This is a genomic window from Lachnospira intestinalis (assembly GCF_040095895.1).
Classification (GTDB): domain Bacteria; phylum Bacillota; class Clostridia; order Lachnospirales; family Lachnospiraceae; genus Lachnospira; species Lachnospira intestinalis.
The window spans coordinates 343,048-359,240 of record NZ_JBBMFS010000002.1 but is presented as its reverse complement, the minus strand read 5'-3'; the positions used below and the strand labels follow the sequence as shown (position 1 = coordinate 359,240).

General features: G+C 42.7%; 14 protein-coding genes. 9 read left to right on the top strand and 5 right to left on the bottom strand.

Annotation, left to right across the window (positions count from 1 at the left end):
* Positions 1-10 precede the first annotated feature (10 nt).
* Complete coding sequence (gene spoIIIAA, locus WMO37_RS03920; protein WP_022432196.1) at positions 11-916, bottom strand: stage III sporulation protein AA; 906 nt, start codon at positions 914-916, stop codon at positions 11-13.
* Between the two features lie 196 nt (positions 917-1,112).
* On the opposite strand from spoIIIAA, the gene WMO37_RS03915 reads away from it, so the two are divergent.
* The 8 genes from WMO37_RS03915 to WMO37_RS03880 all read left to right on the top strand — a co-directional run bounded on the left by WMO37_RS03915 (position 1,113) and on the right by WMO37_RS03880 (position 10,376).
* Entirely contained in the window at positions 1,113-2,414 is a 1,302-nt protein-coding gene (locus WMO37_RS03915; RefSeq protein ID WP_349154351.1) for a D-alanyl-D-alanine carboxypeptidase family protein, read from the top strand.
* Between the two features lie 60 nt (positions 2,415-2,474).
* Positions 2,475-3,347: a polysaccharide deacetylase family protein gene (locus WMO37_RS03910; protein WP_227089379.1), complete on the top strand. Its 873-nt coding sequence runs from the start codon at positions 2,475-2,477 to the stop codon at positions 3,345-3,347.
* Between the two features lie 8 nt (positions 3,348-3,355).
* Positions 3,356-5,104 (top strand): hypothetical protein, encoded by a 1,749-nt coding sequence (locus WMO37_RS03905; RefSeq protein WP_349154350.1) that lies wholly within the window; start codon positions 3,356-3,358, stop codon positions 5,102-5,104.
* A 173-nt stretch (positions 5,105-5,277) separates the two neighbouring features.
* Complete coding sequence (locus WMO37_RS03900) at positions 5,278-6,615, top strand: TrkH family potassium uptake protein (RefSeq protein WP_349154349.1); 1,338 nt, start codon at positions 5,278-5,280, stop codon at positions 6,613-6,615.
* Between the two features lie 161 nt (positions 6,616-6,776).
* Entirely contained in the window at positions 6,777-7,424 is a 648-nt protein-coding gene (locus WMO37_RS03895) for a potassium channel family protein (RefSeq protein WP_022432201.1), read from the top strand.
* A 20-nt stretch (positions 7,425-7,444) separates the two neighbouring features.
* Positions 7,445-7,612 (top strand): hypothetical protein, encoded by a 168-nt coding sequence (locus tag WMO37_RS03890; protein WP_349154348.1) that lies wholly within the window; start codon positions 7,445-7,447, stop codon positions 7,610-7,612.
* 93 nt (positions 7,613-7,705) lie between these two features.
* Entirely contained in the window at positions 7,706-9,682 is a 1,977-nt protein-coding gene (locus tag WMO37_RS03885; RefSeq protein ID WP_227089374.1) for an ATP-binding protein, read from the top strand.
* The gene (locus tag WMO37_RS03880; protein WP_022432204.1) at positions 9,675-10,376 is read left to right on the top strand and encodes a response regulator; all 702 of its coding nucleotides are present in this window, start codon (positions 9,675-9,677) and stop codon (positions 10,374-10,376) included. Before WMO37_RS03885 ends, WMO37_RS03880 begins: the two co-directional genes overlap by 8 nt.
* 151 nt (positions 10,377-10,527) lie before the next feature.
* Here WMO37_RS03880 and WMO37_RS03875 read toward each other — a convergent pair whose 3' ends face one another.
* Positions 10,528-11,325, bottom strand: coding sequence for a gluconate 5-dehydrogenase (locus WMO37_RS03875; protein WP_227089373.1), 798 nt, complete (start codon positions 11,323-11,325; stop codon positions 10,528-10,530).
* A 98-nt stretch (positions 11,326-11,423) separates the two neighbouring features.
* The gene (gene kduI, locus WMO37_RS03870; RefSeq protein ID WP_022432206.1) at positions 11,424-12,266 is read right to left on the bottom strand and encodes a 5-dehydro-4-deoxy-D-glucuronate isomerase; all 843 of its coding nucleotides are present in this window, start codon (positions 12,264-12,266) and stop codon (positions 11,424-11,426) included.
* A 215-nt stretch (positions 12,267-12,481) separates the two neighbouring features.
* Between kduI and truA the strand changes: the two genes are divergently transcribed.
* Complete coding sequence (truA, locus tag WMO37_RS03865) at positions 12,482-13,276, top strand: tRNA pseudouridine(38-40) synthase TruA (protein ID WP_349154347.1); 795 nt, start codon at positions 12,482-12,484, stop codon at positions 13,274-13,276.
* 34 nt (positions 13,277-13,310) lie between these two features.
* Here truA and WMO37_RS03860 read toward each other — a convergent pair whose 3' ends face one another.
* Both WMO37_RS03860 and WMO37_RS03855 read right to left on the bottom strand, forming a co-directional pair.
* Positions 13,311-14,627: a pyrimidine-nucleoside phosphorylase gene (locus WMO37_RS03860; protein WP_349154346.1), complete on the bottom strand. Its 1,317-nt coding sequence runs from the start codon at positions 14,625-14,627 to the stop codon at positions 13,311-13,313.
* Positions 14,628-14,798: 171 nt separating this feature from the next.
* A complete protein-coding gene (locus WMO37_RS03855; protein ID WP_227089371.1) occupies positions 14,799-16,007 on the bottom strand; it encodes a phosphopentomutase in 1,209 nt (402 codons plus the stop codon).
* Between the last annotated feature and the right edge of the window lie 186 nt (positions 16,008-16,193).

The window sequence follows — 16,193 nt, the reverse complement described above, 5'->3', positions numbered from 1 at the left end:
CACTCCTCCTTTATAATTCCAGACATTCCTGTACTGTTCCCGCACCATTTTTGCCGGATAATACAATCAATCTGCCAAATACCCCGCGTTTTAGCAGCGCACCCAGTTCCGGTTTCTGATACAGTTCTTTAACGTCTGCCCCATGCACCGTACCAATCACGATACAGCCGCAGTGTATTACTGACTCAATGGCTTCTATGTCTTTTTTTCCGCCAATCTCATCGACTGCCACAATATCCGGCGACATCGCCCGGATTACCATCAGCATCCCTTCTGCCTTCGGGCAGCAGTCGATGACATCGGTACGCTCTCCCAGATGATTCTGCGGAATCCCGTCCACACAGGCGGCAATTTCAGAACGTTCATCGACAACGCACACCTTTTTTGCAGGAATCACACTGCCCTGTGAAAGCTGTCTTACAATGTCCCGCAAAAGTGTAGTCTTACCGCAGCAGGGCGGCGAAATAATCAGCGTATGTTTCAGGACTCCGTCTTTGCATACAAAATCCATAACCGTATCTGCACAGCCGATTTTTTCATGCGCCACCCGGATATTTAAAAATGACAGGGACGTCTGTCCGGTGACGATACCGTTTTCCAGCACGGCATGCCCTAGTACACCAATCCGGTGTCCGCCCCGCACGGTCAGATACCCCTGCCTGATTTCCTCCTGAAACGCATAGAGGGAATAATGGCTCATATATTCCAGACACTGCCGGATATCCTGAGGCGCTATAATTACTTTGTCTGTCCGGTAATCCTTTCCCTTAAACCGGATTTCTGGCGGCTGTGCACACCGCAGACGGATTTCTTCCAGTCCGTCATAGGTAACCCGGAAACCAAACATCCCTGAAAACAGACTGTTTTTCAGCCTGTCCGGCAGTAAATTTTCAATTTCTTTTATTCTGTCCGTCATTTTCCCTCCATTCTACAGACGCCCCGCCTGTTTCTTTTTGGTTTATCCCAATATATGTGGACAGCTTTTGTGATATGCCACTTATTTTTGTGGCATTTGCCACTTATTTTTTATGGCATTTGCCACTTTTCTTTGGTGGCATTTTTCGCACATTCTTATCATAAATCTAATTAAAAAAGATAGGTTTTAGCGCACTATGAAAAAATGGCTCTGCCTCGTGCTTTTTCTGACAACCCTTACATATTCCATTACGGCACTCCTGCCGTCCCGTGTCCGTGTTTCTGCCGCCGAAGACGATTTGCAGCTGCATGCAAAATATGCCGTATTGTTAGACGGCGATTCGGGACGTGTTTTATATGGAAAGAATGAAGACACCCCTGCCCCCATGGCAAGCACCACAAAGATTATGAGCTGTGTCATTGCCTTAGAATACGGTTTAAAGGAAATGACCTGCACCACAAGCACCTATGCCGCTTCCATGCCCGATGTCCAGTTAAATGCAAAGAAAGGCGAAACGTTTACCTTAAATGATCTGCTCTATTCGCTGATGTTAAAATCCCACAATGATTCGGCAGTTATTATTGCAGAAAATACTGCCTGTTACTATATTTATCAGGTTCAGTCCGGCATTTATCCCGATACGTATGACGTACTTTCCGGAAAAGACCTCTCCTTTGTGTCATTTCCTTCCGGATTTGACACTTCTTTTCTGCAAAATATCACAACCGAGCAAAGCAAAATCCTCGTTGCCGTATTTACAGGGCTGATGAATGAAAAAGCCGTATCTCTAGGCTGTACACAGACTCATTTTATTACACCAAACGGGCTGGATGCCTCTGATGAAACCGGGGAACATGCCACAACGGCAAAAGAACTTGCCGTTATCATGTCCTACTGTATACAAAATGAAGAGTTCCTGGCGATTACCCAGACAAAGGAACATCAGTTTGGTTCTTACAGTGTTTCCAATGCCAATGCCTTTTTAAATATGTATGACGGCGTGCTCTCCGGAAAAACCGGATTTACCGGCAATGCCGGCTACTGCTATGTCTGTGCCTGCCGGTATGACGGCAAAACCTTTATTGCAGCACTGCTTGCCTGCGGCTGGCCGCCTTCAAAAACCTACAAGTGGCAGGACTGCCGCACGCTGTTAAACTGGGGGAAAGAACATTTTAATCATGAAGAAATTATTGGTAAAAACTTTCCTCTGAAAAGCATCACCGTTACCGACGGGCTGGAAAAGGAACTGCCGGTTTCCATTCACGATACCTGCCGTCTGCTGCTGCGTAAAGAAGATCTTGTCAACGTTGTTATTAATACACCGGACAGCATTGCCGCCCCTGTCTTTACCGGTGATATTGTCGGTTCTGTCTGTGTCTACGTCAATGATGCGCTTTTATTTTCTACACCTGTCTATGCCAATGCCTGTATCCGCCGCACCGATTACTTATATTTTCTCAATCAGGTGATAAAATCGTTTTGTTTTATCGACAAATAACAGGTTTTGCGCTATACTGTATGAAGTTTACAGTTTTTAAAGAAAGGTGATAATGTTACGATGAATAAGATTTATAAAGCATTTCCGGGCGGAAAGCACAAAGTACTTACATTCAGCTATGATGACGGCAAACTAGAGGACAGACGTCTTGTTGAGATTTTTAACAAAAACGGTCTGCGTGGTACCTTTAACTTAAACACCGGCATTGACCAGCCGGATATCCGTATCCCGAAAGACGAATGGAAGGATTTATATGCCGGACATGAGGTTGCGGTTCATACCTGCACCCACCCGACAATCGCAAGATGCCCTGACAATGAAATTGTCTACGAAATTTTAAATAACCGCATGGAGCTTGAAAAAACGATGGGCTATCCTATCCGCGGCATGGCTTATCCGAACGGTTCAAGCAATGAAAAGGTCTGCCGTATTGCAAACAGCCTCGGCATGGAATACGGTCGTGTTGCCGCCGATAAATATGCAGCTGTCTATGCAGCACAAAAAGGTGCTAAAGAAGCTGAAGGCCCGATTCTTTTAGGCGATGAAACCGGTTTTGGCATGCCTGAAAATTATATGCAGTGGCTTCCGACCTGCCACCACAACCATCATCTGGTAGAATTCGGCAAGGCATTTCTTTCGTTAAAAAAGAAACAGTATCTCTATATGATGTATGTATGGGGACACAGTTTTGAATTTACCCGTAACAACAACTGGGAAATCATGGAAGAATTTGCGGAAATGATGGGCGGCCACGATGACATCTGGTATGCTACCAATATTGAAATCGTCGATTACAACAAAGTCTTTGACCGTCTGCAGTTTGCCGCAGACAACAGCTTTGTATACAATCCGTCCGCTGCTTCTGCATGGCTGTGCATTAACAACACACAAATCGTAGAAGTCAAGGGCGGAACACTGGTACACTTATCATGAGGAACTTTATGAAAACATGGATTGCTAAAATCAAAGACTCCGGTCCGTGGATTGTTTTTTTTGAAATTTTTGTCATTGCACAGCTGCTGTTAATTTTTGTTTTTAACCTGACCCATTTAAAATATGAAGCAGGCTTTGATTCCTCCGCCGCCATGGCGCAGGCAATGGAAATCTGGAATCAGAAAAGCATTTTTTTAAAACACTGGGATTACCAGTCTACACTTGGACTCGATTCCGTGATTATTCCCGCAAGTATTTTTTACGGGATTACCCACAACATTTTTTTAGCCTACGGCATTGCTGACTGTCTGGGTGTTTTGCTCTACATTTACATTTTCAGGGACATTTTTAAAATGTTACAGCTGCCGAAGCTGGTACGCATGATTGTTTATGTACTTCTGCTGACACCGTATTCTTTGGAACCGCTCGGATATATGCCGATGATGTTTACGGGTGCCGCCTATTACATCATTAAAGTGCTGATTCCGATTATGCTGATTGACATTCTTTTAAAAATCAGACTTGAGATACCGGTCCGCAGATATCTTCATATTTTGATTACTTATTTTGCTGCTGTGTATCTGACTGCACTCTCCTGCGGTCTGTACCTATTGATTTGCGGTCTGCTTCCAATCATTTTATATGAATTGTTTACAGTCATCTGCAGTGGCAGTTTCAAAAATTTTTTGAGCAAAAACACGCTTCTGCTCGCTGCAAGCCTTGTCATTTACGGACTGGGCTATGCCAGTGCAAAAATTTACGGTGCTGACATTTTTACAAATGAAATGGTGCTTACCACGGCAGAAAATTTTGTCAATAATTTTGCAAAATGTATTGTCGGTATTGCAGAGCTGTTCGGCGCACTGCCAAATCAGAAAATTGTCGTAACATCAGCCTTTGGTATCCATTATCTGTCACATATGGCGGCTTTTTTGCTGTTTGTCATTATTCTGATTGCAACGATAAAGACAGTCCACCCGCTATCCGGCTTGTTAAAAAACGGTCAGACAGATTCCACGGTACAGACGGTTGCCGGCATGGTATGCTGTATTATTGCCGTCAATCTTGCCGTATTGATTTTAACCGATACGACTTACGGCTCTGAAACCTTTGAATTCAGATACCACTTAATTCCTGTGGTATCCGGATTTCTGGTTGTCGGTATCGGCATCGGCGGTCTGGTGGCATGGCTTAAAGCCCACCCGAATCCGCTGATTTTTACTTCTGCCATGGCTTTGATTGCAATCATCTGGCTGTTGTGCAACATCGTTTTTTACTACTATTATACAAGCCGCAACAATTACGAAACCAGTACCGCAATTACCGGTTATGTACAGGAGCATTCCGACTGTGATTTAGTATATTTTATCGGTGACAGCGATTCGGAAATTATCGAAGTTGCCCGTATCGCACGGCTTCTGGAAAATCGTCTGAATATCATTGACGGAATTTCCGTAGGTTCATTTCTTGGCTGGGGCGCAAGCCGCACTTACTATGACCCTATGGAAACGTTTGATAAGGTTATTATTGTATGCACCGATGAAACCTACGATTCCATTGAGCCTTACTACCGCCGCGGCATGACTAAGCTGGGAACGGTTGATGACTACACGCTCTACGAACTGATTCATATTCTTTCTCCGGAAGAATATGAAAAAGAACAGGAAAATGAGGAAGATATTCTGTCAGAAGATGAATCAGCATCAGACGATGAAGGTAATACAATATCCGGAAATGACACGGATACGGAATACTAAATAACATACTCATTATATTTCAGACCTCCGCCGCATCGAATATGGATTTGATGCGGCGGAGGTTTTCTTTATACAATCTTAATGTTCTGATAAATACCCTTACACCATCTTTAAACTGTATTCTATATAATAATCATTGCAAAACCATTTAACTCAACAAGGAGCTGTTATATATGTTAGAAAAATCACATAGAAAAAAACACCTTACATCTTTTCAATTTATCATTCTTGGATTTGCCGGAATTATTTTTGCCGGTGCATTGCTTTTAATGCTGCCCATTTCATCTGCCTCCGGGACAATCACACCTTTTAACGAGGCTCTGTTTACATCCACATCCGCTGTATGCGTAACCGGCCTTGTTGTACAGGACACCGGCAGCTACTGGTCCTTTGCAGGACAGCTGATTATTTTAATACTCATACAGACCGGCGGACTTGGTGTTGTAACGGTTGCCGCATTCGTTTTTATGCTTTCCGGCAGAAAAATATCCCTTATGCAGCGCAGCACCATGCAAAATGCCATTTCAGCACCGGCAATCGGCGGCATTGTCCGTTTGACAAAATTCATTTTAAAAGGAACTTTTATCATTGAATTTCTAGGTGCCTTGCTTATGATGCCCGTATTTATTCATGATTTTGGGATAAATGGTCTCTGGATGTCTGTATTTCATTCCATATCCGCTTTTTGTAACGCGGGATTTGATATTTTGGGAAGCCAAGACTGCCTTTATCCATCTCTTACAGGCTACAGCAATAATTATATCATTAATATTATCATTATGTTCTTAATTATTGCAGGAGGTATCGGTTTCTTTACCTGGGACGATATCTATACACATAAATTTCATATAAAAAGATACCGCATGCAAAGCAAAATCATCCTTACAACAACAGCTCTTTTAATTATCCTTCCGGCTGTACTTTTCTTTCTTTGTAATTTTAAAGAATTACCGTTTGGAAAGAGGCTGATACTCTCTCTTTTCCAATCCGTAACTCCCAGAACCGCCGGATTTAATACAGCCGATATTTCATCCATGACAGATTCTTCACAGGCTGTTATGATTCTGCTTATGTTTATCGGCGGTTCTCCAAGCTCTACTGCCGGAGGTATAAAGACAACCACCTTTGCGGTTCTGTTATTAAATGCTTTTGCAACTTTCCGCAGCCAAGAAGATGTCTGTGCCTTTGGACGCCGCTTTGACTGTCAGGCTATAAAAAATGCAGCAACCATTACGATGATGTACTTTATACTTTTTTTCACCGGAGGCATTGCAATCAGTATTTACGAAGGACTTCCTCTTTCAAGCTGTTTATATGAAGCTGCATCTGCGGTCTGTACCGTTGGACTAACATTGGGCATTACTCCAAAGCTGCACATTCTGTCCCGTTTTATATTGATTCTTCTTATGTATCTCGGGCGTGTCGGCGGACTAACATTAATTTATGCAATTCTGTCTAATAAAAACAGAAACAATGCAAAAATGCCTTTAGAAAAAATAACTATCGGATAATACAAGGAGGATAGTGTGAAAAATAACGCTGATGCGCTTATTTTTCACACGGCTATTTGTTTCTGAGCGAAAACAAATAGCCATGATTGCAGATGAGAAATCGCCTGCGCGAATTTCTCATCGCAACTTTACGACAAAGTCGCTCAGAAATGAGGATTATTATGAAAAACATTTTACTTATCGGACTCGGACGTTTCGGCAGACACATTGCAATTCAGCTCAACCAGCTTGGTCATGATATTATGGCTATTGACACGAATGAAGAAAGAGTCAATGACATTCTTCCATTTGTCACCAATGCACAGATTGGCGACAGTACCAACCCTGATTTTTTAAAATCACTTGGCATTGGAAATTTTGATATCTGCTTTGTTACTATCAGTGGAAGCTTCCAGAATTCACTTGAAACTACATCACTGTTAAAAGAGCTTGGTGCCAAATTAGTCATTTCCCGTGCCGAACGTGATGTCCAGGAAAAATTTCTTTTACGCAATGGTGCAGATAAAGTCATTTATCCTGAAAAACAGGTGGCAAAATGGGCATCCATCCGATATACCGATGATCACATTCTGGACTATATGGAGGTGGATGCTTCCCACGCTATTATTGAAGTTGAAGTTCCTTCCGGCTGGATTGGCAAAACAGTCGGTGAACTGGATATCCGTAAAAAATATAATATCAATATTATGGCTGTTAAAAGCAACGGAAAAATTAATATGTCTGTCTCAACAAACACTTTGTTTACCAATAATATTACTTTATTAGTTCTTGGTGAATATAAAGCAATTCAAAAATGTTTTCATATTTAATAGGTAAGGAGATGGTTCTAATGACAGATATATTTCTTGCTTTCAGTTTACTTTTTATCTTTATTATCGTCGGCTTTTGGATTATGTCCAAAATCGACCGCTTTATTAACAGCTTACGCGATAAACTTCAAAAAGATGATGCCATGGAAGATGATAACACAGAAGGTAATGATCATGAAGATTGGTAAAACAACTTCTGAAGCATAAAATTTTAAAAAATCGAAGATTATCATTCTATATCATGGTATAATAAATCAAATCGGACAATGGTGGTGAAATAAATGGATAAGACATACACAAATGGTTCAGACCGGACAGAAGAACACATATTAGTCTGTCTGTCTTCCTCTCCTTCCAATAAAAAAATTGTGCATACCGCAGCAGCAATGGCTGCTGCCCTGCATGCACGTTTTACCGCGCTTTATGTTCAAAACAGAATATTATCGGATACATCTGATAAAAAAAGGCTTGAAGAACATATTCATTTTGCTGAAAAACTCGGTGCAGAAATTGTAACAACGCATGGTGAAAATATTCCTGTTCAAATTGCAGAATACGCACATCTATCTAATGTTACAAAAATCGTTATTGGACAGAGCAATGCAAAACGAAGCCATTTTTTCAGCAGGGCCGCACTCACAGAGCAGTTGATTAAAGCAGCTCCTGACATTGATATTCATATTATTCCGGATGCTGTTAAATCAGAAATTTATCCTAAAAAGCAGCCTTTACTGTATACCAACAAACCATCCTTAAAAGACTGCTTTTTAACAATATCCATATTTGCCATCTGTACACTCATCGGATTGCTGTTTCAAAAGCTGAAATTTACAGATACAAATATTGTTACAATATACATCCTTGGCGTACTGCTCACTTCTATTGTAACAAACGGATATCTTTGTAGTATTTGCAGTTCTTGTTTGAGTGTGGTCCTATTTTGTTTCTTCCTGACCGAACCACGTATGTCTTTTCAGACTTATGCCGTTGGATATCCCGTAACTTTTTTGATTATGCTGATATCCTCTGTACTGACCGGAACACTTGCAGCTAAATTAAAAACGCATGCAAAGATCTCTGCGCAGCTTGCATTCCGGACACAAATTTTATTTGATACCGACCGCTTACTGCAAAAAGCAACCGGCAGTACAGAGATTCTTAGTATTACCTGCTCACAGCTTGCCCGGCTGCTCAACCGCAATATTACAGCCTACGTCGCAGAGCAAGGCACACTCTCAAAGGGGCAGCTTTTTTTTAATAAAAAGGAGACTCCCGCAGAAGACATTTTAACCGAAAAGGAATATGAAATTGCCAAATGGGTGTATGAGAATAAAAAACGCGCCGGTGCCACAACCCGTCATTTTAACGATGCAGAATGTCTATATCTTGCAATCCGTATCGGAAATAATGTGTATGGTGTCATTGGAATTCCCGTAAAAAAAGACTCCCTGGATTCCTTTGAGCACAGTATTCTGCTTTCCGTTATTAACGAATGTGCTCTTGCCATGGAAAATTCGCAAAATGCAATAGAAAAAGAAAAAAATGCGATTTTAGCAAAAAACGAACAGCTTCGTGCCGATCTTTTACGGGCAATTTCCCATGATCTGCGTACCCCGCTGTGTTCCATCTATGGCAATGCCGATATGCTGCTAAACAATGATACCTGCCTCGATACGTCAACTAAACATCAGATTTACACGGATATCTATGACGATTCTGAATGGCTGATTGGTGTAGTAGAAAACCTGTTATCTATTACAAGATTAAATGACGGACGGTTAAAATTTAAATTTACCGACCAGCTTGTAGATGAAGTTATTGCAGAATCACTGCGGCATATTAACCGGAAACACGACAATCATAAAATCATTGCCGACTGTAATGAATTAATTCTTGCCCGTATGGATGTGCGCCTTATTATTCAGGTTCTTGTTAATTTGATTGACAATGCTGTAAAATATACACCTGCAGGTTCAACAATTTATATCCATGCCGTCAAAAAAAGCGCAGAAGCACAAATCAGCGTAACGGATAACGGTCCGGGTATTCCCGATCCAATAAAACCGCATATCTTTGAAATGTTTTATACCGGAAAAAACACAATTGCTGACAGTCATCGCAGTCTTGGTCTTGGACTTGCGCTTTGCCATTCTATTATTGAAGCACATAATGGAAAACTTAATCTTACTGACAATGTACCACATGGCTGTATTTTTACTTTTACACTACCACTAAGCGAGGTGACATTAAATGAATAAATTATTAATTCTGGTTGTTGAAGATGACCGTCCTGTACGCAATCTGATTGTAACCGCATTAAAAACACACGACTATAAATATCTGACCGCCGAAAACGGAAATTCGGCCATTTTAGAAGCTTCGTCCCATAATCCGGATATTGTACTGCTTGATCTTGGTCTTCCCGATATGGAAGGTGTTGATGTAATCAAAAACATCCGGACATGGTCCAATATGCCCATTATTGTCATCAGCGCCAGAAGTGAGGATGCTGATAAAATAGAAGCCCTTGATGCCGGTGCTGATGATTATATTACGAAACCTTTTTCCGTTGAAGAACTTCTTGCACGCATACGCGTTACCCAGCGCCGTCTTGCAATTATTCAATCCGACGAAAATCAGGAATCCTCTGTTTTTATAAACGGTCAGCTAAAAATAGATTATACGGCCGGCTGCACCTATCTAAATGGTGTGGAGCTTCATTTAACGCCAATTGAATACAAACTCCTGTGCCTGCTCTCCCGCAATGTCGGAAAAGTATTAACACACACCTATATTACTCAGCAAATCTGGGGCAGCAGCCTTGAAAATGATATTGCTTCCCTGCGCGTTTTTATGGCAACACTCCGAAAGAAACTTGAGGTTTCCCAAAATGATATCCAATATATTCAAACACATATTGGAATCGGATACAGGATGCTAAAAATCGAATAAATGGTACAAATATTCAATCAGCTCAGGCGCTTATCCCCGCCTGGCCACCCACAACATTAAAAAGAACGCAGGAAATCATTCCTGCGTTCTTTTATAGGTATGTATCCGTATTGCGGATTCGCGCACTGCGGATTTTACCGGTCCTTTCGATTTACTGTGGCTGCTTACCGATATAAGCTAAGATACCACCATCAACGTAAAGAATATGTCCGTTTACTGCATCTGAAGCTTCTGAAGCTAAGAATACAGCAGGACCAGCTAATTCTTCCGGCTTTAACCATCTGTTAGCAGGTGTCTTAGCACAGATGAACTGATCGAATGGATGTCTTGAACCATCTGCCTGACGTTCTCTTAACGGAGCTGTCTGAGGTGTTTCAATATAACCAGGTCCGATACCGTTACACTGGATATTGTACTGACCATATTCAGAACAGATATTTCTTGTAAGCATCTTTAAACCACCCTTAGCTGCAGCGTAAGCTGAAACTGTTTCACGGCCTAATTCTGACATCATAGAGCAGATGTTGATAATCTTACCATGACCTCTTTCGATCATTGAAGGGATAACTGCCTTAGATACGATGAAAGGTGCATTTAAGTCAACGTCGATAACCTGTCTGAACTGTTCAGCAGTCATATCGCACATTGGAATTCTCTTGATGATACCAGCGTTGTTTACAAGGATATCGATAGGAGCTACATCCTTAGCAATCTGAGCTACCATAGCATTAACCTGTTCTTCGCTTGTAACGTCACAAACATATCCGTGAGCATCGATACCTGCTTCCTTATATGCTGCAAGTCCCTTATCTACTAATTCCTGCTTAATATCGTTGAAAACGATTGTTGCACCAGCCTTAGCCATACCGCTAGCGATAGCGAAACCGATACCGTAAGAAGCACCTGTAACTAAAGCAACTTTTCCTTCAAGTGAAAAATTTACTGACATTTTAAAATCTCCTTTTCTTAGTTTGTTTATAAATGAAACCCTTGCGGATACCATTCCGGTAAATTATGTAAATCCCAATACCGCAGATTATACGGATATTAGCGTAAGTCCTTCATATCGACATCATCCATGTCATCGAAGTCCTGATTTTCACCAACCATGCCCCAGATAAATGTATAAGCATGTGTTGCAGAAGCTGAATGGATAGACCAGCTCGGTGAAATAACTGCTTCTTCATTTCTCATAACAATGTGGCGTGTTTCTGTCGGTTCACCCATATAATGGAAAACAACAGCGTCATCCGGTACTTCAAAGTACAGATAAACTTCCATTCTTCTGTCATGTGTATGACATGGCATTGTATTCCATACACTGCCCGGTTCAAGGCATGTCATACCCATTTCAAGCTGACAGCTTTCAACCTGTCCCGGAAGAATGTACTTGTTGATTGTTCTGTGATTTGCACTTTCAAGACATCCAAGTTCCTTCTTATTTTCAGGAAGAATGTCCTTTGCAGGGTCGATAAATACTGTCGGATAAGTCTTGTGTGCCGGTGCACTGTTGAAATAGAACTTTGCAGGATTTGAAGCATCATCACTTGCAAATGAAATTTCTTTTGCACCCATTCCGATATACATACCGTCCTTGTACTTAAACTTGTATTCTGTACCGTCAACTGTAACTGTACCGTTACCACCGATATTGATAATACCCATTTCACGTCTTTCGAGGAAATACTTTGCACGAAGCTCAGCACCTGCCTCTAATACTAATGTCTTCTTTGCCGGTGTTGCTGCACCTACAATAATTCTGTCAATCTGGCTGTAGATTGTCTTAATCTCATCTACTGCGAATAAATCCTGAATCAGGAAATCATGTCTTAATCTGTCTGTGTCGTAATTCTTTACGTCTGCTGGATTTGCACCTGGTCTTACTTCCATTACAATTCTCCTTTTCTAAAAAAAATTGGCTCAATTTGCCTTAATTATCTATATCTTACCATATTTCCTACAAAATTACAATACAAATTGTAAGTGTTTACATTTTATGCTACAATCTCAGTAAAATCTACACTTAGGAATGTCTGCTGTATGCCGTGTCCTGCACGTTCACAGCCCCGGATTCCTATAAATAACGACAAATAAGGACTACTGTTATGAATCATTATCTGATAACCATTCAATATGACGGTTCTGCCCACCGTGGCTGGCAGCGCCTTGCAAATGAACCCGATACCGTTCAGGGAATTTTAGAAAATGCCCTGTCTGCATATTTTAAGGAAAGCATACGCATTACCGGAAGCGGTCGCACCGATGCCGGTGTCCACGCACTGCGCCAGTACGCGGATTTTTTCTGCCGTGCTTCTTTAAATATACAGGATACGCAGTTTTTAACGGACTTTAACAAAACCCTGCCGTCCGATATCCGGGTAACAAGTATCCGCCCTGTTTCCGCCGGATTTCACAGCCGCAAAAGCGCCGTCAGCAAAACGTATACATATTACACAATGCTTTCAGGCAAACCGGACGTTTTTTTCAAAAACTACGCATACTGCCCTGCTGACACACCGTTCCGTTTAAAAAATGCTGACCTGCCGCCGCTTTCTTATCCTGAAATGCGCACCGCCGCCGATGCCTTGTGCGGCACACACGACTTTACCAGCTTTACCTCGGATAAAACGCCCGGTAAATCCCATGTGCGCCGGATTGATTCTGTCACTGTTGATACTGTCACACTGCCCTCCGGCATAGAGCTTTTACGCTTTACCTTCTGTGGAAACGGCTTTTTATACAATATGGTGCGTATTTTATCGGGTACACTGCTGTCTGTGGGACTGGGGCAGATTCCCGCCGCACAGATTCCCGCAATTATTGAAGGAAAAAGCCGTCCGCTTGCCGGTCCGACACTTCCGCCCTGCGGTCTGTTTTTAACCGATGTCACATACCCTTAAAACATTATCAGATATTTTATCCTGTATTTTTTCATTAAATGTCTTTTTCCGTAATGACACCGTGAATGAGCGGGCGTGCCGGTACAGGCTCTTCCGAAAATGAATATGCGCCTGCCAGCCGATTCTTTGCAGCTTCAAGCTTAACCTTATCATTGGCATAAAGCCTGGCTAGCGGCTCATTTTCTTTTACAAAATCACCGACTTTTTTGTTTAACACAATTCCTGCCGATAAATCAATCACGGAATCCTTTGTTTCCCTGCCGCCGCCTGCCGTCATTGCGGCAAGTCCGACTTCCTCGGACTGGATATGGGCAATATAGCCCGTCTTTGGCGCAGTAATCGTATCGGTATATGTGGCATGAAGCAGACGTTGTGGATTTTCCACATCTTCCCTGCTGCCGCCCTGTGCCGTCACAAATTCAATCATTTTTTCATAAGCAGAGCCGTCCTTTAATGTCCCTCTGAGCTTATCTGCGGCTTCTTCCAAAGAATCCGCTTTTCCTGCCGATACGAGCATATACGAACCGAGTGCCACACACAAATCTTCAAGGTCTTTGGGTCCGTTGCCCTTTAACGTATCAATGGCTTCTATCACCTCTAACGCATTTCCGACGGCAAACCCTAACGGTTCATCCATTTCCGAAATGACTGCGGCGGTCTTTCTGCCCGCACCGTGTCCGATACGCACCATTTCCTTTGCAAGCTTTCGGGCAGCTTCTTCCGTTTTCATAAATGCGCCGCTGCCCACTTTTACATCAAGCACAATCGTATCTGCTCCCGCCGCAATCTTTTTACTCATGATACTGCTTGCGATTAACGGCAGACTGTCCACGGTATCGGTTACATCTCTTAACGCATACAGCTTTTTATCGGCAGGCGCTAAATTTCCGGTCTGACCTGTAATCGCCATGCCGATTGTGTTGACATTCTGTATAAATTTTTCTTCGGAAAGCGCCGTGCTAAACCCCGGAAAACTCTCCAGCTTGTCAATCGTTCCACCGGTGTGTCCAAGCCCTCTGCCGCTCATTTTTGCCATTTTAACGCCCAGCACTGCCGCCATCGGTGCGAGTACCAGGGTCGTCTTGTCGCCCACACCGCCGGTGCTGTGCTTATCCGCCGTTACACCGTGAATGGCAGACAGCGAAAGACAGTCGCCGCTTTCTGCCATTGCCAGTGTCAGTGCCAGCGTTTCCGCTTCATTCATGCCCTGAAAATAAACCGCCATTAACAGCGCCGCCACCTGATAATCAGGAATCATTCCATTTGTGTATTCTTTCACAAAGTAATCAATTTGCTCCTTGGAAAGCACACCGCCGTCCCGCTTGGTTTTGATAATATCATACATTCTCATATTAATCTCCATTCCGCAGGCATTTTAATGCCGGAGGAATCGCGAGCCAAGTCTTATTTGGCTCTGCGATAAAAAGCGACTTTGTGACGCCTGCGGCACAAAGTGCTGTGTGAAAAATAAACGCATCTGCGCTATTTTTCACACTAACCTGCTCCTTTTTATGAACCCGATTTATCCGTTTTTACGGTTATCCGATTCATTTTTTAAAATTTTTTTTGCATAGCTTTCTCCGATTGTTGTCGGTTCTGTACCGAAAATGTCTGCAATTGTCTGTGCAATATTGGCATACGTCTTTCCCGTGCCTAAATCCACATTTTTATTTAACGCTTCCCCATACATTAAAAGCGGCACATACTCTCTTGAATGGTCTGTGCTTGGCGTTGTCGGGTCACAGCCGTGGTCTGCCGTAATAATCAGCATGTCGTCTTTACGCATTGCCGCAAAAATCTCCGGCAGACGCGCATCAAATTCTTCCAGTCCGCGTGCGTATCCTTTAACATCGTTTCTGTGTCCCCATGCCGAATCAAATTCAACAAGATTTGTATAAATAATGCCTTCATTTTCCTGTTTCATATACCGCAGGGTAACGTCAATGCCGTCCTGATTGTCTTTGGTGTGCGTTGCTTCACCGATACCCACTCCCGCAAAAATGTCTTCTATCTTGCCGACACCGATTACAGACAGTCCTTTGTCCTGCACGCGGCATAAAATATTGTCTGTCGAGGGCTTTAACGAAAAATCACGGCGGTTCGGCGTTCTTGTATACACACCGTTTTCACCGGTAAACGGTCTTGCAATGACTCTTGCCACCGCGTGTTTTCCGGTAAGAATCCGTCTTGCCGTATGACACAGCTCATACAGCCGCTCAACCGGAATCACATCTTCATGTGCCGCAATCTGAAAAACAGAATCGCCCGATGTATAGATGATGGGTTTTCCGGTGCGGATATGTTCCTCACCCAGCTGTTTAATAATCTCTGTTCCCGATGCCGGAATATTTCCAAGAATTCCGGAAACTCCGGTTTCTTTTATAAACGGCTCAATCACTTCCTGCGGAAAGCCGTCCGGATAAACCGGAAACGGATCCGGCGAATAAATTCCTGTCATTTCCCAGTGTCCAATCGTTGTATCTTTTCCGTTAGAAATCTCTGCCAGCCGTCCGTAACAGCCCTTTGGCTGTTCACATTTTTCAATGCCTGTAATGCCCGCAATATTTCCGATACCTAACTGAACCATATTCGGAATTTTTAAACCGCCGACTGCTTTTGCCGTATTGCAAAGCGTATTGCTTCCGACATCACCAAATTTGTCCGCATCGGGAAGCTCCCCGATACCGACACTGTCTAACACAATCCAGATTACTCTTTTTACCTCTGCCATGTAAATCCGTCCCTTCTATATTTTAATTTTAATTTTTTTATACATTTTCTCCCCTCCGTACACTCACGAATTCGCGCTTACGCGCTTCTCATCCTGCTTTGCAGGATATTCGTTCGTTAATCGCGCAGAAAAAGTAAATGTCTGCTTCCTTTTCCGCTTTTAGCTGGCACGGCTCATTGCTTACGC